Annotated in this window: 12 protein-coding genes and 1 tRNA gene; 4 read left to right on the forward strand and 9 right to left on the reverse strand. The window is 69.8% G+C overall.

All coding sequences use genetic code 11. The features are described from left to right. Positions 1-2: 2 nt before the first annotated feature. Both AC1Q5B_RS04925 and AC1Q5B_RS04930 read right to left on the reverse strand, forming a co-directional pair. On the reverse strand, positions 3-10,532 hold the full coding sequence (locus AC1Q5B_RS04925; protein WP_492630959.1) for an Ig-like domain-containing protein: 10,530 nt from the start codon (positions 10,530-10,532) through the stop codon (positions 3-5). A gap of 35 nt (positions 10,533-10,567) precedes the next feature. Further along, entirely contained in the window at positions 10,568-12,700 is a 2,133-nt protein-coding gene (locus tag AC1Q5B_RS04930) for a hypothetical protein (protein ID WP_492630605.1), read from the reverse strand. Between the two features lie 295 nt (positions 12,701-12,995). Between AC1Q5B_RS04930 and AC1Q5B_RS04935 the strand changes: the two genes are divergently transcribed. Further along, complete coding sequence (locus AC1Q5B_RS04935; RefSeq protein WP_492630606.1) at positions 12,996-13,349, forward strand: helix-turn-helix domain-containing protein; 354 nt, start codon at positions 12,996-12,998, stop codon at positions 13,347-13,349. Between the two features lie 204 nt (positions 13,350-13,553). On the opposite strand, the gene AC1Q5B_RS04940 is transcribed toward AC1Q5B_RS04935, so the two are convergent. From AC1Q5B_RS04940 to AC1Q5B_RS04965, 6 genes are all read right to left on the reverse strand, one after another. Next, positions 13,554-14,675 (reverse strand): hypothetical protein, encoded by a 1,122-nt coding sequence (locus AC1Q5B_RS04940; protein WP_492630607.1) that lies wholly within the window; start codon positions 14,673-14,675, stop codon positions 13,554-13,556. A gap of 70 nt (positions 14,676-14,745) precedes the next feature. Next, complete coding sequence (locus AC1Q5B_RS04945) at positions 14,746-15,018, reverse strand: DUF4282 domain-containing protein (RefSeq protein WP_492630608.1); 273 nt, start codon at positions 15,016-15,018, stop codon at positions 14,746-14,748. Positions 15,019-15,085: 67 nt separating this feature from the next. Beyond that, on the reverse strand, positions 15,086-15,391 hold the full coding sequence (locus tag AC1Q5B_RS04950) for a hypothetical protein (RefSeq protein ID WP_492630609.1): 306 nt from the start codon (positions 15,389-15,391) through the stop codon (positions 15,086-15,088). Between the two features lies 1 nt (position 15,392). Then, complete coding sequence (locus tag AC1Q5B_RS04955) at positions 15,393-16,205, reverse strand: hypothetical protein (protein ID WP_492630610.1); 813 nt, start codon at positions 16,203-16,205, stop codon at positions 15,393-15,395. Continuing rightward, on the reverse strand, positions 16,192-17,136 hold the full coding sequence (locus AC1Q5B_RS04960) for a hypothetical protein (protein WP_492630611.1): 945 nt from the start codon (positions 17,134-17,136) through the stop codon (positions 16,192-16,194). Before AC1Q5B_RS04960 ends, AC1Q5B_RS04955 begins: the two co-directional genes overlap by 14 nt. A 61-nt stretch (positions 17,137-17,197) precedes the next feature. Then, positions 17,198-18,016 (reverse strand): OmpA family protein, encoded by an 819-nt coding sequence (locus AC1Q5B_RS04965; protein WP_492630612.1) that lies wholly within the window; start codon positions 18,014-18,016, stop codon positions 17,198-17,200. 222 nt (positions 18,017-18,238) lie between these two features. On the opposite strand from AC1Q5B_RS04965, the gene AC1Q5B_RS04970 reads away from it, so the two are divergent. Then, complete coding sequence (locus AC1Q5B_RS04970; protein ID WP_492630613.1) at positions 18,239-20,974, forward strand: protein kinase domain-containing protein; 2,736 nt, start codon at positions 18,239-18,241, stop codon at positions 20,972-20,974. 190 nt (positions 20,975-21,164) lie between these two features. Here AC1Q5B_RS04970 and AC1Q5B_RS04975 read toward each other — a convergent pair. After that, positions 21,165-21,241 (reverse strand) — tRNA-Arg (locus tag AC1Q5B_RS04975). Between the two features lie 79 nt (positions 21,242-21,320). Between AC1Q5B_RS04975 and ubiA the strand changes: the two genes are divergently transcribed. Both ubiA and AC1Q5B_RS04985 read left to right on the forward strand, forming a co-directional pair. Continuing rightward, positions 21,321-22,214: a 4-hydroxybenzoate octaprenyltransferase gene (gene ubiA, locus AC1Q5B_RS04980; protein WP_492630614.1), complete on the forward strand. Its 894-nt coding sequence runs from the start codon at positions 21,321-21,323 to the stop codon at positions 22,212-22,214. Between the two features lie 127 nt (positions 22,215-22,341). Then, positions 22,342-24,096 (forward strand): hypothetical protein, encoded by a 1,755-nt coding sequence (locus AC1Q5B_RS04985; RefSeq protein ID WP_492630615.1) that lies wholly within the window; start codon positions 22,342-22,344, stop codon positions 24,094-24,096.

Here is a 24,096-nt window from a genome sequence, read left to right on the forward strand (position 1 = left end):
GGTCAGGGCTCTCCGCAGTGGCCGTCGGGACAGTGGGCGCCAGCGTCCGGCGCCTCCCGTGGAGATGGCAGCGGTGCCTGCACGCCGAAGTCGAACCGGGCAGGCACGCCGGGGGTGATGCGCAGCACGCGCGGGTTCTCGGTGGTGAAACGGGCCCCCGGCGGCAGCGTGGCGGTGTCCACCTTCAGCAGGAAGTTGCGGCCGCGCGCCCAGCGACCACCGCTGATGCCGGTGATGTGGAAGCGTCCGTAGGGATCGGTTTCGGTGATCAGCCCCTCGACCGACACCACACGCACGCCGGCCAGGCCGCGTTCACCCGGATCCTGCGTGCCGTCGCCATCGACGTCGTGGAACACGGTGCCGATGATCAGGCTGTCTTCCAGCAGCGGATCGCCGACCACCTGCACGTCGGCCGTGGCTTCGTTGCTGATGGCGGCGCCGTCGGTGTCGCGCATCGTCGCGCGGTTGGTGTGCACGCCGGGACCGACTCCGGCACCCACGCGCAGCGCGTAGGTGATCGTCGCGCGGCCACCGACCGGGATGTCGAGCGCATCGATGCGGAACGGCCGCGCGATCGACGGCGCGCCGCTGGCGTCGGCATCGCCGACCTGGATCGACCCGGCGACCACCGCGAACCCGGGCGGCAGGCTGTCGATCAGCGACACGTTCACTGCATCGACGTCGCCGACGTTGTCGATGACGATCGTGTAGCGGACGATGTCGCCGATGCGCGCGGTGCGTTGCGCAGCGGTCTTGGCCACGCGCAGCACGGCGGGCGCGGCTTCCACGTCGATCACCACGTCCGCTTCCGCACAGACGGCGTTGGGCACCGACACGTCGCAGACGCGATAGCCGAAGCGGTCCTGTCCGCTGAAGCCGGCCGCGGCGGTGTAGGTGCACGTCCCCTGCGCGCAGCGGGCTTCGCCATGGCCCGGCGCGCGGACCACCGACAGGGAGGCCGGATTCAGCGGCGCATGGCTGACCGTGTCGTTGTCCAGCACGGCGATGACGGTGGTGCGCGTCCGCGTGCTGATCTGGTCGTCCACCGCCGTCACCGTGTTCGGCAGGACGATGACGGTGACCGTCGCGGTGGCGCAGTTGTCGGGCGCCGCCACTTCGCACACGGTGTACGCGAAGCTGTCCTGGCCGCTGTAGTACTGCGCCGGCGTGTAGCGCAGGCTGCCGTCGGCCTGGACGGCCACGGTGCCGTTGGCCGGCGCCTGCGGCACCTGCACGGTGACGAAGGTGGGATCGGCGGCGACGCCGGCGAAGGTGTCGTTGGCCAGCACGACGATCACCACGGCTTCGCCCTGCGGCGTCTGCGCGGCATCGTCGGCGGTCACCAGCGTCGTCGCGAGCACCACGACGGTGACGGTCGCGCTGTCGCAATGGCTGGGCGTCAGCGCATCACACAGGGTGTAGACCAGCGTGTAGGTGCCGCCCGGCGTGCCGGCGGCGACATCGACGGTGCCGTCGGCCTGAAGGCTGAGCGGGCCTGCCGTCACCGGCGCCAGGATCACGCGGTCGGGCAGTACCGGCGCACCATCGTAGAGATCGTTGGCCAGCACGTTGACGACGTCCTGCACCGCGTTGCCGCCGGGCAAGGGCGCCGGCGCATCGTCCACCGCATCCAGGCTGGGCAGGGCGACGGTGACCGTGGCGGTGGCCTCGTCGCAGTTGCCGACGTTGAGCCGTTCGCACAGCCGGTAGACCAGCGTGTAGGTGCCACCCGGCGTGCGCGGCGCGACGGTGACCGCGCCGGTGGCGACGTTGAGTCGCACGTTCGCCTGCGTGCTCGACACCTGCGTCAGCAGGACCTGGTTCAGCGCCACGGCGACGCCGCCCAGCGTGTCGTTGACGGTGACGTTGGCGATGGCCTGGCCGCCGGTGCCCGAGGCGACCGGTGCGGGTGCGGTATCGTCCACCGCGTCGATCGCGATGACGGCGACGCCCACCGTGACCGTGGCCTGGTCGCAGTTGGCGGGATTGAGCACTTCGCAGATCCGGTAGGTGGCGCTGTAGCTGCCTGCCACGGTGCCCGCCACCACGTCGACGCGACCGTCCGCGTGCACGATGAGCGCGGGCGATGCGGTCACCACCGCCAGCGTCACCTGGCCTGCGCCGATCGGTGCGCCGGCGAGCGTGTCGTTGGCCAGTACGTTCACTACCGATGGCGTTCCACTGTCGACGGGACCGGCGGAATCGTTGACGGCGTCGATCGCGGCGGCGGTGACGGCGACGATCACCAGCGCTTCGACGCAATTCGCCGGCTCGGCCCGCTCGCAGGACCGGTACCGCAGCGAGTAGTTGCCCGCCGGCGTATCCGCGGCCACCGTCACCGCACCGGTGGCGAGGTCGAGCACGATGCCGGCGTTCGTCGGTGGCGCCACGACCGACAGCACCACCTGCGCCGGGGTCGGCGCGCTACCGCCGAGCGTGTCGTTGGCGAGCACGTTCGCCACCGCCACGCCGCCGCTGCGGCCGTCCACGCTGCCGGTGTCGTTGGCGGCGGTGAGGCTGCCGGGGCCGCTCGCCACCGTCACCGTCACCGTGGCGGTGGCGCAGATCGACGGCGCACTGCGCACGCAGAGCGTGTAGGTGCCGCCATAGGCGCCGGCAGGCGTACCGGCGCGCACGCGCACGTCGCCGTTCGGTTCCAGGCCCAGCCGACTGTCGAACACGCCGCCCCAGAGGGCGGTGGCCGCGTTCGGCATGCTGCCGTTGAGCATGTCGTTGTCCAGCACGTTGCCGGCCACACCGCCGAGCGTGCCGCTGGCCAGGCTGAAGCTGTCGTTCTGCGCGTCCACGCGCACGACCTGCACGACCACGGTGGCGGTGTCGCAGTTGCCCGGGTTGCCCGCGTCGCACAGCGTGTACGTGGCGGTATAGGTGCCGGCGGGGGCGTTGGGGAGGATCGCCACCACGCCGGCGGGGGAAATCGACAGCGGCGCGGCGGCGGTGCTCGCCAGCGTGAAGGCCGCGATGTTGATCGGTGCGCCGTCGACCGTGTCGTTGCCGAGCACGTTGCCGAGGTTGGCGCTGCCGGGCGTGCCATCGACGGGGCCGAACACATCGTCCACCGCATTGATGGCCGCGCTGGCGACGACGGCGACCGACACGCTGGCGCTGTCGCAGATCGAGGGCCACGAGGCCTCGCAGATCTGGTAACCGGCGCTGTAGGCGCCGGCGGCGGTACCCGCCGCGACGGTGACGGTGCCATCGGCACCGATGCTCACCGGGCCGCTGTTGGCCGGCGTGAGCAGAACGGCGCTCGCGGCGAAGGGCGCGCCATCGAGACGGTCGTTGGTCAGCACGTTGCCGGCCACGCCGCCCAGCCCACCGTTGACCGGGCCCAGGACGTCGTCGCTGGCGACCAGCGTGGTGACGGTGACGATGACCTGCGCGGTGTCGCAGTTGGCGGGATTCATCGCTTCGCACAGCTGGTAGCCGGCGACGTAGGAACCGGCGGACGTGTTCGCAGCGATGCTCACGCTGCCGTCGGCGGCGATCGTCACCGGTCCCGCACTGGACGGTGTCAGCACCCCCTGACCTGCGGTCACGGCACTGCCGTTCAACGTGTCGTTGGCCAACACGTTGCCGGCAACCGCACCGCCGGTCATGCCGTCGACGGGACCCAGTGTGTCGTCGTTGGCGGCCAGCGTGCCGACACTGACCGTGATGCTGACGGTGGCGGTATCGCAGATCGCTGGTTGTGCGACCTGGCACGCCTGGTAGCTGCCGGTCAGCGTGCCGGCCGGTGTATTCGGCGCGACGGTCACGACGCCATTCGGGGCGAGGGTGAAACCGGGCGCGCCACCGGTCTGGGTGAGCGTCACCGTGGCGGACGTGGCCGGCACGCCGTTGACGACGTCGTTCGCCAGCACGTTGCCGGCCGGTGCGCCTGGCGCCACCGGTCCGAGCGTGTCGTCGTTGGCGACCAGCGACGACACCACGACCGTCAGCGTCGCGCTATCGCAGTTGGCCGGGTTGGCGATATCGCAGATCTGGTAGCTGCCGCTGTAGACGCCGGCGGCGGTGCCCGCCGGCACGGACACGGTGCCGTCGGCGGCGATGACGAGCGGTGCGCTGGCGGTGCTGGTCAGCGTGACGCTGCCGGCCACCACGGCGACGCCGTCGCGCGTGTCGTTGGCCAGCACGTTGCCGAGGCCGGCGCTGCCGGTCGCGCCATCGACCGGTCCGAAGGCGTCGTCCACGGCGTTGATTACCGCGTTGACGGCAACGGTGACCGAGACGCTGGCGCCATCGCAGAGCGACGGCCAGGCGGCCTGGCAGATCTGGTAGCTCGCGCTGTAGGTGCCCGCCGGCGTGCCGGCGGCCACGGTCACGGTGCCGTCGGTGCCGATGGTCAGCGGACCGCTGTTGGCGGGCGTCAGCACGACCGCGCCTGCGGAGAAGGGCGCGCCGTTGAGGCGGTCGTTGGTCAGCACGTTGCCGGCCACGCCACCGCCATTGCCGTTGACCGGGCCGAGCACATCGTAATCGGCGACCAGCGTGGCCACCGCGACCGTCACCTGCGCGGTGGCGCAATGGGCCGGGTTGAGGGTTTCGCACAGCTGGTAACCGGCCAGGTAGCTGCCGGCCGCCGTGTTGGGCATGAGGCTGACGCTGCCATCGCTGGCGATGCTGACCGGCCCTGCGTTGATGGGCGTCAGCACGACCTGGCCGGTGGTCACCGGGGCGCCGTTGAGCGTGTCGTTGGCCAGGACATTGCCGGCGACCGCGCCGCCGGCAACGCCGTCGACCGGGCCCAGCGCGTCGTTGTTGGCGGCCAGCGTGCCGACACCGACGGTGATGCTGACCGTGGCGGTGTCGCAGAGCGTGGGCTGCGCGACCTGGCAGATCCGGTAACCGCCGGTGAGCGTGCCGGCCGGCGTATTCGGCGTGACGCTCACGCTGCCGTCGGGCGCCACGGTGAAGCCGGGCGCACCGCCGGTCTGGGTGAGGACCACCGTGGCCGGCGTCGCGGGGGCGCCGTCGACGACATCGTTCGCCAGCACGTTGCCGGCCGGTCCACCCGGCGCCACCGGTCCGAGCGTGTCGTCGTTCGCCGCCAGCGACGACACCACGACGGTGATCGATGCGCCATCGCAATTGGTCGGGTTGGCGGTTTCGCAGATCTGGTAGCTGGCGCTGTAGACGCCGGCGGCGGTGTTCGGAGCGATCGCCACCACACCGGCCGGCGAGATCGACAGCGGCGCGCCCGCGGTGCTGGTCAGGGTGACGGTGCCGCTCGTCACCGCCACGCCATCCAGCGTGTCGTTGGCCAGCACGTTGCCGAGGTTGCTGCTGCCGGCCGTGCCATCGGCGGGGCCGAAGGCATCGTCCACCGCATTGATGGCCGCATCGGCGGCGACGATGACCGACACGCTGGCACCATCGCAGATGGTCGGCTGTGCGACTTCGCAGATCTGGTAGCTCGCGGTGTAGGTGCCGGGGGCAGTGCCCGCCGCGACGGTGACGCCGCCATCGGCGGCGATGCTCACCGGGCCGCTGTTGGCCGGCGTCAGCACAACGGCGCCCGCGGCGAACGGCACGCCGTTGAGGCGGTCGTTGGTCAGCACGTTGCCGGCCGCGCCGCCGAGGCTGCCGTTGACCGGTCCCAGCGCATCGTCGTCGGCGACCAGGGTGGTGACCGCGACGGTCACCTGCGCGGTGTCGCAGTTGCCCGGATTCACCGCTTCGCACAGCTGGTAGCTGGCGATATAAGCGCCCGCGGCCGTCCCGGCGGCGAGGGTGACGCTGCCGTCGGCGGCGATCGTCAGCGGTCCTGCGCTGGCCGGCGTCAGCACTACCTGACCTGCGGTCACGGCGCTGCCGTTCAACGTGTCGTTGGCCAGCACGTTGCCGGCGACCGCGCCGCCGGTCACGCCGTTGGCGGGTCCGAGCGTGTCGTCGTTGGCGACCAGCGTGCCCGCACTGACGCTGATGCTGACGGTGGCCGTATCGCAGATGGTGGGCTGCGCGACCTGGCAGGCCTGGTAACCGCCGGTGAGCGTGCCGGCGGGAGTGCCGGGCGCAATGGTCACAGTGCCATCGGCGGCGATCGTGAAGCCGGGTGCGCCGCCGGCCTGGGTAAGGGTGACGGTGGCGGACGTGGCGGGCGCGCCATCGACGAGGTCGTTCGCCAGCACGTTGCCGGCCGATCCGCCCGGTGCCACCGGTCCGAGCGTGTCGTCGTTCGCCACCAGCGAGGACACCACGACCGTCAGTACCGCGGTATCGCAGTTGCCCGGATGGGCGGTTTCGCAGATCCGGTAGTTGCCGCTGTAGACGCCGGCGGCCGTGCCCGCAGGCACCGAAACCGTTCCATCGGCGGCGACGACCAGCGGTGCGCTGGGGGAGCTGACCAGGGTGACGCTGCCGGGCGCCAATGCGGCGCCATCCAGCGTGTCGTTCGCCAGCACGTTGCCCGCATTGGCGTTGCCGGTCATGCCGTCGATCGGGCCCAGCAGGTCGTCGACGGCATTCAGCACCGCGTTGACGGTGACGGTGACCGACACGCTGGCGCCATCGCACACCGACGGCTGCGCGGTCTGGCAGATCTGATAACTCGCGGTGTAGGTACCGGCCGCCGTGCCGGCTGCGAGCGTGACCGTGCCGTCCGCGCCGATGGTCAGGGGGCCGGCATTGGACGGCGTCAGCACGACCGCGGCTGGAGCGAATGGCGCGCCATCGAGACGGTCGTTGGTCAGCACGTTGCCGGCCACGCCGCCCAGGCCGCCGTTGACCGGTCCCAGTGCATCGTCGTTGGCCATCAGTGTGGTCACCGCGATGACGACCTGGGCGCTGTCGCAGTTGCCCGGATTGAGCACTTCGCACAGCTGGTAGCCGGCGATGTAGGCGCCCGCAGGCGTGCCCGCCGCCACACTGACGCTGCCGTCGGCGGCGATCGTCACCGGTCCCGCGTTGGTCGGCGTCAGCACCACCTGACCGGCAAGGGCGGGACTGCCGTTGAGCGTGTCGTTGTCGAGCACGTTGCCGGCGACCGTGCCGCCCGCGGCGCCATCGACCGGGCCCAGCGTGTCGTCGTTGGCGACCAGCGTGCCGGCGGCGACGGCGACGCTGACGGTCGCCGTGTCGCAGATCGTCGGCTGTGCGACCTGGCAGGCCTGGTAACTGCCGGTGAGCGTGCCGGCGGGGGTGCCGGGCGCAATGGTCACAGTGCCATCGGTGGCGATCGCGAAGCCGGGTGCGCCGCCGGTCTGGATGAGGGTGACCGTCGCCGGTGTCGCAGGCGCGCCATCGACGACGTCGTTCGCCAGCACGTTGCCGGCCGCTCCGCCCGGTGCCGTCGGTCCCAGCGTGTCGTCGATCGCGCCCATCGTCGATACGCGCACGGTGGCGACCGCGGTATCGCAGTTGTCCGGTGCGGCGACCTCGCAGATCCGGTAACCCGCAAGGTAGGTACCCGGCACCGCATTGGCGGCCACGCTGAGCGTGCCATCGCCGGCGATGGTGACCGGCGCACTCGCCGCGCTGATCAAGGTGATGCTGCCGGCGACGATGGCGGCGCCGTCGACGGTGTCGTTGGCCAGCACGTTGCCTGCGTTGGCGCTTCCGGTGGCGCCGTTGACGAGCCACGGGCCATCGTCGTTCGCTGCCAGTGCCGCGGCGACGCGCACGTTGACGGTCAGCGTCGCGACGTCGCAGTTGGCCGGATTGGCGATTTCGCAGATCTGGTAACTGCCGCCGTAGACGCCGGCCGCGGTGCCGGCGGGAAGGGACACCGTGCCGTCGGCGGCAATGGCGATGGGCGCACCGGAATGGTTGATCAGGGTGACGCTGCCTGCGGCCACGGCCGTCCCGTCGAGGGTGTCGTTGGCCAGCACGTTGCCGAGGTTGCCGCTGCCGAGGGCGCCATCGACGGGCCCGAACGCATCGTCCACCGCGTTGAGAGCGGCGTTGACGATGACGGTGACCGACACGTTGGCGCCGCTGCACACCGCGGGCGAGGCGGCTTGGCAGATCTGGTAGCTGGCGGTGTAGGTGCCCGCTGGCGTGCCGGCGGCGACCAGCACCGTGCCATCGGCGCCGATCGTCAGCGGACCGCTGTTGACCGGCGTCAATATCACCTGCGTGCCGCTCGGCGGCAGGCCGTCGAGCTGGTCGTTGGTCAGCACGTTGCCGGCGACGCCGCCGGTGTCGCCATTGACCGGTCCGAGCGCGTCGTCCGCAGCCACCAGCGTGGTGACGGTGACGGTCACCTGGGCGGTGTCGCAATTGGAGGGATTGAGCGTTTCGCAAATCTGGTAACCGGCGACGTAGCTGCCGGCCGCCGTGTTGGGCGCGATGCCGACGCTGCCATCCGTACCGACGGTGACCGGTCCGGCGTTGGCCGGCGTCAGCACCACCTGCCCTGCGCCGACGGCGGCGCCGTTGAGCGTGTCGTTGGCCAGCACGTTGCCGGTCGCAGCGCCTCCGGTCACGCCGTTGACCGGTCCGAGCGCGTCGTCGGCGGCGATGAGCGTGCCGGGTGCGACGACGACGCTGACAGCGGCGGTATCGCAAAGCGTGGGCAATGCGATCTGGCACGCCTGGTAGCTGCCGGTCAGCGTACCCGCCGCCGTGCCGGCGGCGATGGTCACGCTGCCGTCGGCGGCGATGGTGAAACCCGGCGCGCCACCGGTCTGCGTCACCGCCGCGCTCGCCGATGTCGCAGGCGCAACGTCGACGAAGTCGTTCGCCAGCACGTTGCCGGCGACCGTGCCGGGCAGGGCAGGGCCCAGCGCATCCGGCGATGCCGAAAGCGTCGCGACCACCACGGTGACGCTGGTGCTGGCGCAGTTGTCCGGCACGGCGGTTTCGCAGATCCGGTAGCTGGGCGTGTACGTGCCGGCCGGTGTGCCGGCGGCGACGGCGACCACGCCATCGGCGCCGATGGTCACCGGTCCTGCGTTGGTCGGCGTCAGCACGACCTGCCCGGCGCCGATGGCGCTGCCGTTCAAGCTGTCGTTGCCTAGCACGTTGCCGGCATTGGGCGTGCCTGCGCTGCCGTTGACGCCGGTGTAGGTGTCGGCATTGGCGACCAGCGCGCCCGGCGTCACCACCACGACCTGCACGGTGGCGCCATCGCAGACCGTCGGCGCATCCACGTAGCACAGCGTGTACGACGCGCTGTACGTGCCCGCCGCGGTGCCGGGCGGCACGGTGATGCTGCCATCGGCATCGAATACGATCTGCGCGGTGCTGCCGCCCGCCAGCGTGACCGCGCCGGGCACCTGCGGTCGCGCGCCACCGGCGCTGTCGTTGTCCAGCACGTTGATCACCGAGACCGCACCGCTGCTGCCGTTGACCGGGCCGGCGCTGTCGTCGGCGGCCACCAGCGCAGGCAGCACGCGTACGCTGGCGCTGGCGGTGTCGCAGTTGGTCGGATTGGCGATTTCGCAGATCCGGTAGCTGGTGGTGTAGACGCCAGCGGGCGTACCCGGCGCCAGCGTCGCACTGCCATCGCCGGCGATCTGCAACGGCCCCGTGTTGGCCGCCGTCAACGTCACCAGACCCGTCGCCGGTCCACCGTTGATCGTGTCGTTCGTCAGCACGTTGAACGCAGGCAATGCCGTGCCGCTGGCGAGCGGTGGCAACAGGTCGTCGACGGCATCCACGGTGGCGATCGCATTGACCGACACCGTCACCTGCGCGGTCGCGCAGTTGCCGGGATCGGCGGTCTCGCAGATCTGGTAGCCGGCGGTGTAAGTGCCGGTCGGTGTCCCCGGCGCGACATTGACCGCGCCGCTCGCCGTGATCGTCAGCGGCGGCGAGGCCGAGGACACCAGCGTCACCTGGCCCGGCGTCACCGCCACGCCGCTCAGCGTGTCGTTGGCGAGCACGTTGACGACGTTCGTCTGGCCCGGCGTGCCGTCGATGGGGCCGGCGGTGTCGTCGAGCGCTATCAGCGCACGCGGCGCTACCGGAATGGTGGGCGTGGTGGCGCTGTTGTCGCCGGGGGTGGGATCGGTGGTGCCGGGCGGTGGCGCGATGGTCGCGGTGTTCGCACCGATCGTCGCCGGCGTGAGCGAGGGTGCGATCGCGGTGACCAGCACCACCAGGCTGCCGCCCGCGGCGAGATTGCCGCTCAACGCGACGTTGCCCGTGCCGCTGGCGGTGCCGCAACTGGAACCGGCACTGGCGCTGCACGTCCACGTCACCGAGGTCAGCTGCGACGGCACGTTGTCGGACAGGGTGGCGCCGAGCGCGGCCGACGGTCCCGCGTTCGCCACCTCGATGCGGTACGTCACCGCACTGCCCGGACTCGCCGGCGATGCACTGGTGACCGTCTTCTGCACACTCAGGGAGGCGACCGCGGCCAGCGCATTGGTATCCGTGCCGCTGTTGTTGCCGGGTTCCGGATCGGTCACTCCCCCCGGCGGCGCGACGGTCGCCGTATTGCCGAGGTTGGCGGGATACGTCTGCGCCACCGCCGGCATGGCCGCGATCAGCACGAGGCCGGCCATCACGCCCTGCAACAGGTGGCGGAAGGCGGAGCGTGCGTCCATCACGGCGGTGTCGTCCATGCGGTGCCTCGCGATGAGAAGAAGTGCGCTCGGGATCAGTACGTGGCCGGGTCTGCGCTGTAGGCGACGGGCACGGTGATCGTCGCCGTGCCGGCCGCATCGACGTTGACGCTGAGGTTGACCGCCGCATCGCCGGCAGCGCCGCCGCTGGCGGGACAACTGCCGCCGCCGCTGGCCGTGCAGGTCCACGGTCCCGACAGGCGCATGCCGGCCGGCAACGTGTCACTGACCGCGACGCCGCTGGCGGCATCCGGTCCTGCGTTCGACACGGTGATGACGAAGGTGCTGCCGGCTCCCGGCGTGTACGTTGCCTGGTTGTCGCTCTTGGTGACCGATACGTCGGAACGCAATGCGCGCGTGTTGGTCACGCTGCAGGTGATGGCGACCGCGGTGGAGCTCGCCGCCGGCGCGGTGAGGGCGAAGCTGGTTCCGGTGCCGGAACTTATCGCGGTGCCATCCTGGTCCGCGCAAGCCCACGTGGTGGTGTAGCGGTCGAGCTGCGTACCGGTGCCGGCGGATTCGGCCAGCGTGTAGCTGAGGCCGGGCGTGGTGACCGCCGGCGCAGTGGTGCCGCCGTTGCCGACATTGCTGGCGCTCGCGATCGGCGTCGCGCCCTGCGTGATCGCCAGGGTGAAGCGCCCGGGGTCCGCCGCCGGCTGCAGCACCTTCGCCAGCGTCAGCGTCGCCGAGCAGGAACGCGCGACGCCTTCGACGGTGAATACCGCATTGCCGATGCGGATGCCGAGCAGCCCCAGCAGGTTGTCCGCCAGATCGCGCAGCAGCAGGTTGAACACCGGCTGCAGTACCGCGGTGGAGAGACCGCGCAGCGTGGTCTCCACGACGTTGACGACGGAGTTGAGGATCGGCGTCAGCAGTGCAGGCGGCAGGATCGGGATGCCGAGCAGGGTCACTTCGGGCGAGCCGCTCACCACATGCAGATCGAGGGTGCCGAGCAGGCTGGTGACCAGGCTGCCCGCGCTGACCGTCCCGCTGCTGGCCGTGCGCGTCTGTGGAAATGGCGCATTGACGGAGAAGTTCTGCAACGCCGGCGATCCGGTCGCGGCGGCGCGCGCGGTGACCTGCAGCGGCACGCGCACGGACACCAGGCCGATGCCGAGCAGGTTGACGTTGAAGCGAAGGTCCAGGTTGTTGATCGTCAACGGGGTGACATCGGCGGGCGTCAGCACGCGCGAGCGGTTGAAGAACAGGCTGTCGGCAACGTTGCCGGCATACAGGTTCACCAGGCCCGGCCGCGCCTGGAAACTCACCGCGCCGGCGACGTAGTCCACCGCGGTGATCGTGCCTTCGGCGCGCGCCACATCCGCGTACAACTGCAGCTTCAGCACGTCGGCGGTCAGCGACACGTTCGTCAGTCCCAGCCCCGCCACGTTCAACGCGTTGATCACGGCCTGCAGGTTGAATCCCTGCACGACGTCGAGATTGAACTTCAAGCGGATCGCGCCGGTGTGGAACGAGGTGCCTTGCGGCCCGCAGGCGTAGGCCGGCGGCTCCACCACCTGCAGCCACAGCTGCACGTTCGCCACGCCGGTCAGGCCGAGCGCGGCGGTGTTGACCGTGACGGGCGTGGGCGTGGTGAGGACGTTGCGGAAGTTGTAGAGCTGCACCGACCCGGTGACCAGGTCCAGCAGGTCGAGCCGTATGTTGGTCAACGCGCCCGGCGGAAGATCGATGCGCAGGATCTGCGACAGCCGGATGGAGCCGGTCAGCGAGCCCACGCTGAGCGGCAACAGGTTGAGCGCGTTCGCGGCCGCCGTCTGGCCATCGGCCTGCAGCACCTGCACCATCGCCAGCCGCAGCTGCGCCAGCGTGATGTCGGTATTGAGCACCTGCGAGGTGTCGCTGATGCCGAGGTTCACGCCCAGGCGCGTGATCAGGGCATTGAGGTTGATGTCGGAAGCGGCCAGCGCGTTCCAGTCGAGCACGCTCAGGTTGACGGTCGTGCCGGGAAGCAGCGCCTGGAACAGGAGGTTGAGGACCGGTCCCTGCGTGCTGTCCACGGCGACCAGTCGCGGCCCCGCGGATACGCAGGCTCCGGTACTGCAGCCCGCTTGCGCGAACGACGCCTGTCCCCAGGACAGCATGAGCATCGCCACCGTCGCGATGACCCATGCGCGCAGTCTTCCTGTCTGCCCGAACTGCCTGTGCATCCACCTACCCCTGAGTAGTCGATGTACGGAACCGTCGTGTGTCTCCCTCTGCGTCAGCAAGTAAATCCAGTTACCGGCGTTGGCACTTGCTTGACGCAGGTTGCGTTACTAATGTGATTTGAAGCGCATGGCAATGGCGCGCTGCGTCGAAGGTGCTAAGCCGCGCTGACTGCGCTGTCTGCATGCGCGACGTTTTGCAGGGGAAAGATGGGTGGGTTAGGCAATCGAGACAAACGTCGGTTAGTTCCGCTTCCTGTTGAGAAGCGCTTACCTGAAAAGGATTGAGGGAAGCACGATGACGAATATCGCCTTGCGTATCCGGCGCGCACGTGTGCAAGCCAGGCTGTCCCAGAGCGAGCTTGCCAGCGCGGTGGGGGTGTACCGGAGTGCGGTGGCGCAGTGGGAGCGCGAAGGAGGTACGCATCCCAGCGTCGAACATCTGGCGACGGTCAGTGTCGCCACCCGCGTGCCGTTCGAATGGCTGGCGACCGGGCGTGGCGATCCGGCGGAGTCTCCGTCGTCCGAAGTGCCGGCGGTGGCGATCGAGTTCGTGGTGGACGACACGGAAGCGCGGTTGCTCGAAGCGATCAGACGCCTGCCTGCGAAGAAGCGGCACGCGGTCTGCAGATTGATCGAAGAACTCGCCTAGCCCGTCGATGCCGCGTTCTGTCAGGCGTCCGCCTTGGCGGGCGCAGGGCGAATGATGATCGCGCCCGTTTCCGAAGAGCGGGCAGTGTCGCACGCGGGTCTCGTGGGGCCGCGCACCCCATGGGAGGAAACTGCAGAAAGAAGCGACAGGGCCAGGATGGGCCGCGCGAGAACGCGTGGCCGTCGGCGGGCGCTTCGAGGGATCTCACCGCTGCACGTAACCCACCGCGCCATCGGCATAAAGCACGATCTGGTCCCAGACGCGTCCACCCTGTTCCACCACGCCGCTGCGGCGATAACGCTCCCCGGCCTTCAGCGTCTCCAGGACGTGGGCGTCCGTATCCGGGAACTCCCGCACCTGTACCGTCGACGGGGCCTGCCACTGTCCACCCTGCGGCTTGACCCGGTAATCCAGCAAGGCCATGCGTGCCATCAGCGGGTCGTGAACGTAGGCCTTGCGCTTGTCCAGGCCCCACGGCGCCACCTCGATCCACCCCGTCGTTCCCACGATGCCGCTCACGGGCACCAGCAAATCCTTGGCCAGGTCATCGATGGCAGGCGCCTGCGGCGACGGCGCGGCCCGGAAGATCATCGGCGTGTCGTTGAGGTGCGCCCACTTGGGCAGATTGCGGCTGCGCAGGAGCGTGGGCGGCTGTGCCGCGAGCGCGAGGCCCGCAGGCACCAGGGACGCCGCGCGCGGTTCGTTCGATACCTCGGCGGCCAGGCTGGCGAGGTTGCGCGGATTGCCGGCGACGACCTTGACGCTCTTGCCATTGCGGTACACCAGGGTCGGGAATGCGAACGTTTTCGAGCGATCGTAGGGGCGAAGCTGATAGCTGATGCTGTCCATCACGCCCTGGTTGTAGGCCACGCCGCGCTGGGCGGCGGCATCGACGGCGCGCGCGCTCCGGCCACCGAAGGCGTCGCCGACGCTCGCACTGTCGCGCCCGGCCACCACGGATGCGGCGGTGTTGCCCGCCACGGGAATCCAGCGCAACTGCACGTTGCCCGCTAGCGCGCGTGTCTCGTCGAACAGGCGTTTGCTCCAGGCACACTCGGTGCTGTAGACCACGTAGACGGCTTTGGAGGCCGGCTTGCCGTCGGCGGCCCAGGCCGCATTCTCCACGGCATCCATCAGCCGGGCGGCATCGTCGGGCCGGGTGACCACGACCTGCCTGCCGCGGTCCACCGCCAGCCCGTGCAACGGCAACAACATCAGCAGCGCCAGTGCGTGCAGGCGGCGTGCGCGCCGCTTCGACCATGTCGTCTTCGTGCGCTGTGCCGGCAGCGAGGATGCGCTGCCAAGATGCAGGATGCGTGTCGCCATGGTGCTGTTCCTTTCGAGTGGACATGGGAGCAGCGGACGCACGGTCCGCCGCCGGATCGTCGAGCGAGTCCTACTTGCGGCGGATGTCCTGCAGCGCTTCATTGATCTTGAACAGCACGATCATGATTTCGCAGTAGATGCGCGCCAGCAGGGCGGAAAGCACGGCCAGGATCGGCGCGGCCACGACCATGCCGAAGCCCGCGAATCCGGAGTAGCGCATCAGGCCGAAGCCCTTGACCATCAGCACCAGTCCGGACACCACGGCGCCAGCCAGGAGGATCCAGTAGATGAAGGTGATGATCTTGGGCGTCACCATCGTGTCGAAGTAGAGCCAGTCCCGCATGGTTTGTTTCTCCTCGTCGTAGGTCATGGAATGCCGCGCCGTTGGCGCGGCTGGCGTCCTGCGCGACTCAGTCGCGCACGCGCCGGTAGGTCACGCCCATCGGGCCGGACAGCGTGTCGCCATCCACCCGGGTGAGCACCAGGGTGGCGCCTTCGATATCGGGATGCCGCATGCGGACGCGATCGCCTTCGACGTCGTAGCGCATCTGCCGCTCCACGCCCGTCAGGTCCGCGGACTGCACGACCGTGCCGCCACGCTCGAAGCGCAGCTGCGTCAGGCCCATCTCGTCTTCGTACGTCCCGCTCATCCCGGCGCCGCATGCCGACAGCAGCAGCGCGATGAACACCGGTGTCGTCTTGCGCAGGCCTGCCATGTCAGCGCTCCCCGCCCGCATCGAACCGTCGCTCCCCGAAGGTCGCGGGACGGTTGTAGTGGTCGCTGCCGATCACGTAGCCGGCCAATCGCGCGGTGATCACTCGCCCCTCGTTGCGGCGGCTGATCCCGGTGATGACGAAGCGGCTGTCCAGCACCACGCTGCGGATGCCGCTGTTGCGCGTGAGCACATCCTGGGCCGCCGCCGCATCCAGCGGCCAGAAATTCAGCTCTTCCGGGTTGTCGATCCGCAGGCTGATGTGCTGCGCCGGGACCGAGGGCGAGGGCTGCGCACTGAAGTCGAAGGCGCTGCCGGGCATGAACGCGTCCAGGTAGTAGCCTCCACGCGTGGCGTCGTACTCGCCGAACCGCGCGTTGACGTTGATGCGCAGGCGTCCGACATCCGCAGTGCCGTCGTAGATGCCCTGCAGGCGCTCCTGCTCTTCCTTCAGCAGGGCGGGACGGGCGAACTCGTCCGCGTACACCACGCGCGACTGCGCCGCCGCCCACGCGTCGATCGGAGGCGCCCGTCCCTCCAGCCGGTAGGCCAGCATCAGGATCTGCAGATGGTCCGGATGATCGAGCTGGCGCTCGCCGAACCGTACCGGCGCCGGCGTGGTCGCCGCCGATGCCGGAGGCGTGGAAGGCGACGGAGCGCCCGCTGTCGCAGGGACCGCGCCCGCGCCGCCCTGCGGGTCCGGCGGCGCAGTGGCGTCACCGGCCTGCGTTCGCCCGCCCTCGCACGCCGCGAGCAGGGCGGCCAAGGCCATGGGCAGCAGGACGCGGACGCGCATGCGCGCGTCAGAGGCGGACATCGCTGGCATCGCCGGCCTCCTTCACTTCGGCATCGCGCCGGCTCTGGCCGATGCGCTGCAGTTCCGCCTGCATGCCTTCGATATGGGCGTACGTGTCGCTCTGCTGGATCATCGCGGTGTGCAGCGCCATCGCCAGGCCGGGGTTGTTTCCGCTCAGCACGATGCGTGCACTGATGTTCAGACCACAGCCTTCGGTCCAGCTGGCGCTCGTGTTCTCGCCACCGCCGTACACGCCGTTGCGGCACCGACCGAAGAGGGGGTTGGCCTCGGACAGCGGATTGCCTGCGCGGTCGTAGACCCATTGCAGGTCGCGCGTACCGGCGGAGTAGCCGCGCGGCGAGTCGATGTCCTCGCGCACCTGCGGCTGTCCGTACTTCGAGGTCAGCGCCTCCAGCGTGGCGTCCACCGAGGGCATCTGGCCATCGCGGAACTTCTGGGTGCGCCATACAACCATCGCGGTTTCCTTGCCCGGCACCCCCGGCGTTGCGACGCTGACGATCTCGTCGCTGTGCTCCCATTTGTACTTGCCGCGGCACTCCTGCCATTCCCGGGCGAAATTGCAGGGGCGGTAGCTGCCCTTCTCGACGGAGAAGAACTGCGTCCCCAGCGGAACGCCATGGGTGTCGAGACGGTCGAGCCAGCGCTTCTCTTCGGTCACCACGGCCTCTTCGCCCAGGCTGCAGCGCGTGGTGGCCATCGCTTCCGGCAGCGTCATGCCCAACCGGAGCCCGATGATGTCCGGACCGGCGAGCTCCTTGCGCACCTTCGCAGGACAACGCAGCGGCGCCGGACCGTCAGGCCCGGCCATGGCGGCTTCTTCCAGTTCGTCCAGCGGCACGCCGCCTTCTTCCTGGCCATCGGCCAATTCGTCGCCGCCGCCGCAGGCGGACAGCAACAGCAGGGACGTGGCCAGCATCGCGGTGTTCTTCATCGGCATCATTCCTCTCCAGGTGGGCTACACCGCGCGCGATCGACGCGCGCGGCGCGGCGATTCAATCCAGCAGCACGATCTCGACGCGACGGTTGGCCTCCGCCTCCGGCGACGCGGGCCGCTTCAACCGGCTTTCGCCGAAGCCCTGCACATCGAAGCGCGACGGCGCGATGCCGAACGCCTGGCCGAGGTACTCCGCGACGGCCGTGGCCCGCTGCTGCGACAGCCGCAGGTTGGCGGCGGCCTCGCCCACCGCGTCGGTATGGCCGTGGATGCCGATGCGGTGCGTGGCCAGCGCGGGCGCCAGCAGGATGCGGCCCAGTTCGTCCAGCTGCGGCAGGCTGTCCGGCCGCAGCGTGGCACGCGCGAAATCGAACCGGATGTCGAGGTCGATGCGGCCTTCGCCGGCCAGTGCGTCGCCGATGCGGCCGGCATCGCGCAGGTCGGCCTGGGGCGGTGCGGCCGCGACCGCGCATGCCGCCGGCGCTTCGACGGGCGACGGCGCGCGCGCGAGTTCGAACTGTTTGCACGAGGGACGGCCACTGACCTTGCCCGTGAAAGACCTGCCTGCGGCATCGACATGGCCATCGAAATGCACCACGCCGTAACCGCCCGGTCGCAGCAGCCAGTCCTTTCCCTTCAATTGCAGACGGCCGCTGCCGGGGTCGTAGGTACCGGCCATGGTGAAGCAGCCGGTCGGCACGCGCGGATTGCGCGGATCGGCATAGAAGTGGAACAGCGCACGGGCGCGGGTTGGCGTGGCCTCGGTGATGTCGAGCGTCAGACCGGTCAGGCCCTGCATGCAGACGTAGGTGCCCGCCCAAGGCCCCAGCACGCTGCGCGCGGGTCCGGGGGACTGCGCGTAGGCCGTGCATGCCATGCCGCACGCCAGCACGGTCGCCGCCAGTCCCAGGCCCCTCGTCCGCTGTCGCCCCCTGCTCTCCACGCCTGCCCCTTATCGCCGGTTCCCGCCGGGTGTCGGGCAAGACTGCGGGCGCCGCCAACGCCCTGTCCTCACGGCGCTTTCAAGAAACCTTCAAGCGCGCCGGTTCGGCGTTTCCCTGGATGCGGGTGCTCGGAAACCGACGCTATCATCGGCCGCATGCCGCCCTCTCCTCCGCCCGATGCACGGCTCTACCGTTGGCGCTTCGGTACCGTCGAGTTCGACGAGACCCGCCACGAACTGCGTGTCGCCGGCCTGGCCGTCGATATCGAGCACAAACCCCTGCAGGTGCTGTCGGTGCTGCTGCGCCACGTCGGCGAGGTGGTGACCAAGGAGGAACTGTTCGACCAGGTCTGGACCGGGCGGATCACCGTCGACCACGTCTTGGCCACCGCCATCGGCAAGCTGCGCAAGGCATTGGATGCCGCGGGCGAGAACCGCATCGCCACCGTTCCCCGCGTGGGCTATCGCCTGGATGGTCCGGTCGAGCGGGTGGCGCAGGGGCACCGTCTGGGGACGGCACTGGACTTCGTCGCCGGCCAGCCCGTCCCCGGCCGCGAACACTTCCTGCTGGAGCGTCCGCTCGGGCGCACCCTGGGCAGCGAGGTGTGGCTGGCATGCCAGCCCCGCACCCGGGACGTGCGCGTCTTCAAGTTCAGCCGCGGCGGCGAACGGCTGGCGTCCATCAAGCGGGAAGCGACGCTCATGCGCGTGTTGCGCGACACGCTGGGCGAACGCGACGACTTCGTCCGCGTGCTGGACTGGAACTTCGAAAGCGAACCCTTCTTCCTCGAGTGCGAATACGGCGGACAGGCGCTGCCGGAGTGGGCGGAAGCGCAGGGTGCGCTCGCCGGCTGGGACCGTGCGCGCAAGCTCGCGTTCTTCCTGCGCGTCGCGGCTGCGGTCGATGCCGCGCATGGCGTCGGCGTGCTGCACAAGGACATCAAGCCGGCCAACGTGCTGGTGCGTGCGCGCGGCGACGACGGATGGCAGCCCTGCCTGACCGACTTCGGCAACAGCCGCCTGCTGCAGCCGGAACGGCTGGCCGAACTGGGCATCACCGGCATGGGCATGACCGTCACCACGGCGCACCGCGGCGACAGTTCCGGAACGCCGCTCTACCTCGCCCCGGAACTGATCGTCGGCCAGCCGGCCACGGTGCGCAGCGACGTGTATGCGCTCGGAATGCTGCTGTACCAGTGGCTGGTCGGCGACCTGCGCCGGCCGATGGCGCCGGGGTGGGAACGCGACATCGACGATCCCCTGCTCGTGGAGGACATCCGGCGCGCCACCGATGGCGACCCCGCGCAGCGCCTGGGCAGCGTGGCCGAATTGATCGAGCGGCTGTCTTCCCTGGAGCAGCGCCGGATGCAGGCGGAACAGCACGCCGCCGCCACGCGGGCTGCGCAGCAAGTGCAGCGCGCGCTGGAACACACGCAGGCCCGCAGGCCGTGGGTTATCGCCACCATCGTGATGTTGAGCATCGGATTGCTGGCCAGTTCGGGCCTGTGGTGGCGGAGCGAACAGCAGCGCAGGAGCGCGGCGATGCAGGCCGCGCGCGCGGAAGCGGTGACGCGCTTCCTGAGCGACGACCTGATCGGCGCACTGAGCCCGGGCGGCGCAGGCTTCGAGCGCGATCCCACGGTGCGGCAGATGCTGGAGGAGGCGGGCAAGCCGCTGGCTGCGCGCTTCGACCAGGATCCCGCGGTGCGCGGAGGCATCCATGCTGCGCTCGGCGACGCATGGCGCACGCTGGGCGATCGCGAACGCGCCGCCGGCCATCTCAGGCAGGCGGTCCAGGACTATGGCCGTGCGTTCGGCGTGGATGACGAGCAGACCTTGATCGCGCGCTATGGCCTTGTGCGGACACTGGCGTATGCCGGCACGCCCGAATCCTTCGCCGAGGGAACACGCCAACTCGAGGAGGCCGACAGGCTCGCCGGCAAGGTCCGGCTGGACGGCGAAAACGAGGTCGCCCTGTATGCGGCGATCGCGCGTGGACAACTCCATTTCCAGCAGCTCCAGGTCGAGCCCTCGCTGGCGGCCCACCGGCGCGCCGATGCGCTGCAGCGAAAACTTCGACCCGACGACGCATCGATGGCGGCGCTCGTGCGTTCCAACATCGCCGATGGCCTGCTGCGCTCGGACAAGGCGAGCGAGGCGATTCCGCTCCTGCAGGCGCTGCTCACCGACCCGTTGCTCAGACCCGACCGTATCGGCGAATCGACCGTGGCCGGCTATCGCGTGATGCTGGCGCGCGCCCTGCGCAACCTAGGGCGCTACGCCGAAGCGTTGCCGATCGCCGAAGCGGCCGCGAAGACGACCGAGCGCATCCTCGGCCCCGACGACTACACGACCCTGGTGCAGCTGTCGCTGGTCGCGAGCATCCACGACTACGCCGGCGACTGCATGAAGGCGCTCCCCATCGCCCGCACGGTGCGCGAGCGCATGGCGAAGCGCTATGGCGAAGCGCGCCAGGCCACCCTGATAGAGACGGGCAATCTCGGCTTCAAGGAGTACGACTGCGGAAGCCGCGAGGCCGGCCTGGACTACCTGCGCCAGGCGGAAAGCGGGCTCCGCAAGCACTTCGGGGAGGACAACGTGGCCGCCCACAGCTTCCGATATGCGCTGGCCGGCAACCTGGCCGAACAGGGACGGTTCGCGGAAGCGCTCGACATGACCGAAGGCCTGAGTGTCGCCGCGCTGACGGCCGGCGACTCCACCCCGGGCTGGGAACATCGCCTCCAGGCGCTGCGTGGCCAGATCCTGATGCAGTCCGGACGCACGGCCGAAGGCCGTCCGCTCCTCGGTTCTGCCGTCATCTCGCTGACCGAACTCGGCGCGTCGGACCAGGACCAGCTCACGGCATGGAACCAGCTCCTCAACGCGGAGTAGAACGGGCGGTCAGCCTCGACGGATACCTTCGAGCCCCCGGGACGCCTTCCGGTCCGTCGTCTCGATCAGGCGATGTAGCGGCTTGTTGGTCGCAGCCGGCCCGCCCTGGATCCGGCGGCACCACGGCGAAAATCATCGGGCACGGTGCAAGGGTGCGCTATCCGCACACGCGGCGTTGTCACGGGGAAGATGGCGCGCCTGGAGGGATTCGAACCCCCGACCAATGGCTTCGGAAGCCACTACTCTATCCGGCTGAGCTACAGGCGCACGGGACCGGCATTCTAGCCGCAAACCGGCGCGGGTGCCTCGATCCGGGCGGGTGGACCGGCCTGTTACCCTTTCGCGCATGGGATACGAGCGTTTCGAAGAGGCGGGTACGTCGCGCTGGCGCGGGCGGCTGGGCCAGTACTGGAAGCTGGTGCGCGGCGATCGTCCGATCGGCGTGCTGCTGCTCCTGTGGCCGACGTGGTGGGCGCTGTGGCTGGCGGCCGACGGCGTGCCGCCGGGGTGGACGCTGTTCGTGTTCACGGCCGGGGTGTGGCTGACGCGGTCGGCGGGATGCGTGATCAACGACTATGCGGACCGCTGGCTGGATCCGCAGGTCGAGCGCACGCGCGGTCGGCCGCTGGCGACCGGCGCGGTGTCGGGCCGCGAGGCGCTGGTGGTGTTCGCGGTGCTGATGCTGGTGGCGTTCGCACTGGTGCTGACGATGAACCGCCTGACGGTGTGGCTGAGCGTCGTCGGCCTGTTCCTGGCGGCCAGCTATCCCTATCTCAAGCGCTATACCTACCTGCCGCAGGTGTACCTGGGGCTGGCGTTCGGCTGGGGCATTCCGATGGCCTTCGCGGCCGTACAGGGCGAGGTGCCGACCGTGGCATGGGTGCTCTATGGCGCCAACATCCTGTGGGCCACCGCGTACGACACCTGGTACGCGATGGTGGATCGCGAGGACGACCTGCGCGCCGGATCCAAGTCCACCGCGATCCTGTTCGGCGATCTCGATCTGGTCATCCAGGGCGTGCTGTACGCCCTGGTGTTCGTGGCGTTGTTCCTGGTGGGGCGGCAGGCAGGGCTGGGCGCCTGCTACTGGGCCGGCCTCGTCGCCGCCATGCTGCTGGTCACCTCACAGTTCTGGATGGCCCGCCATCGGCAGCGCGACGCATGCTTCCGCGCGTTCCTGCACAACAACTGGGTGGGTGCGGCGGTCTTCGCCGGACTGGCGTTGGATCTGGCCCGCTGAACGGCGGAGTGCGTGTTCGATAAAGCGTGAATTGCGTGATACGGTTCACACTTATTCGATGTGACAGCGTGTGACGCACGAGATGGCAAAACAAGGCAGGGGCGCGGGAATCGCAGGCTTCCTTTCCGTGGGGCGTGGGCGCTGGATGATCGGCGCGGTGTTGGCGGCATGCCTGGGCAACGCCACGGCGCAGACGGTGCGTTGGGAGGACTATCGCGGCAACGATCGCGTCGGCACCGTCTACACCGGCCCGGCTGGCGCGCCCACGTTCGCCAACAACACCGGCAGCGGCGCGGCCCGCCTGAACGCTCTGCGTGCGATCGCCACCAACCCCGCCAATGCCGTGCGCACCGGCACGGCGGCGGACATCAACTACCGTGCGGCCGCCAACAATCTCTGCAACCTGGATTCGCTGGCCACCAGTGCCGCCTCCTGCAACCTGCAGGCGATGGGGCGCGTGTCGTATGCGTTGATCCAGTTTCCGCAAGCCGGTACCTATACCGTCAGCATCGCGCACGACGACAACGTCGAACTCGGTTTCTCGAGTGATTACGCCAACACGGCGTACCGGACGGCCTCGTACGACATCCCGGTCGGCACGGTGAACGACTGGACCGCCAACGAGGACACCTACGTCAGCCTCGGTACCTTCAGTGCCGCCAACGCCAACAGCTGTGCGCTGGTGCGCATGTACTGGCTCAACCATGGCGGCATCAATCATGCGCGCCTGCGCTGGACGCTGCCGGGCAGCGGCACGCCGGCCATCATTCCGTCGACGGCCTTCCGGGATCCCGCCGCCGCCGCCAGTGCGAACGGCTGCAACGGTTCCATCACCGGCAACGGCACCACGATCACGCTGAACAAGGTGCTGGGCGCGCCGCGCGCCGACGCCACGGACCAGTTCACCGTGCAGATCGGCACCACGTCGACCGCCGGCACCGTGCGCGAAGCGACCACGTCCGGCGCCGATGTCGGCCAGCAGGCCAGCACCGGCGCGCTCCCGGTGACGACCGGCACGACCTATTACCTGCGCGACACCATGGCGGCCGGCAGCGCATCGACGCTCGCGGGTGCGTATACCGCCTCGATCAGCTGCACGCGCAACGGCGTGGCCTTCACGCCCGGCGGTGCCTCGCCCACCTGGAGCGTGGTGCCGGCGGCCAACAACCAGATCGTCTGCACCATGACCAACACCGCGCGCCCGATCCTGCGGCTGAGCAAGGAACTGCCCGATGGGCGCCTGCAGGCCACGGACCAGTTCGCGCTGGCCATCGCCGGAACAGGTGCCGGTGCCGGCGCTGCCGTGACGACGACCGGGGCGACCAGCGCACCAGCGCAGGTGGCGATCGTCAGTCCGGCGACGGCGGGCGCCAGCTACACCTTCTCGGAAACGGGAGCGGGCGGCGCGAACCTGGCCGACTACACCACGACCTACGCCTGCACCAATGCACGCAGCGGCGGATCGGCCCCGAGCGGCACCGGCGCGACGTTCGCCTTCTCGCCGGTGGCGGGCGACCAGTTGAGCTGCAGCTTCCGCAACGTCCGCGTTCCGCGCGCCAACGTGGCGATCACCAAGGCGGCCAGTCCCACCACGGCGGTGTCGGGAAGCGTGGTGACGTATACGGTGACGGCCACCAATCCCGGTCCGAGCGCGGCCAACGGTACGGTCCTGCGCGACACCCCGGGCGCCGGGCTCAACTGCAGCGACCCCGCGACCACGGCGGCCTGCGCCGCCTCGGGCGGTGCCAGTTGCCCGGGCGCCACGGTACCGGTGGCCGACCTCACCAGCGCCACCGGCGTGACCATCGCGACGTTCCCTGCGGGCGGCCAGATCGTGCTGACGCTGCAGTGCCGGGTCAGCGCGAGCGGCTTCGCGCCCTGA

Source organism: Pseudoxanthomonas sp. GW835-FHT14C01, assembly GCF_058793715.1.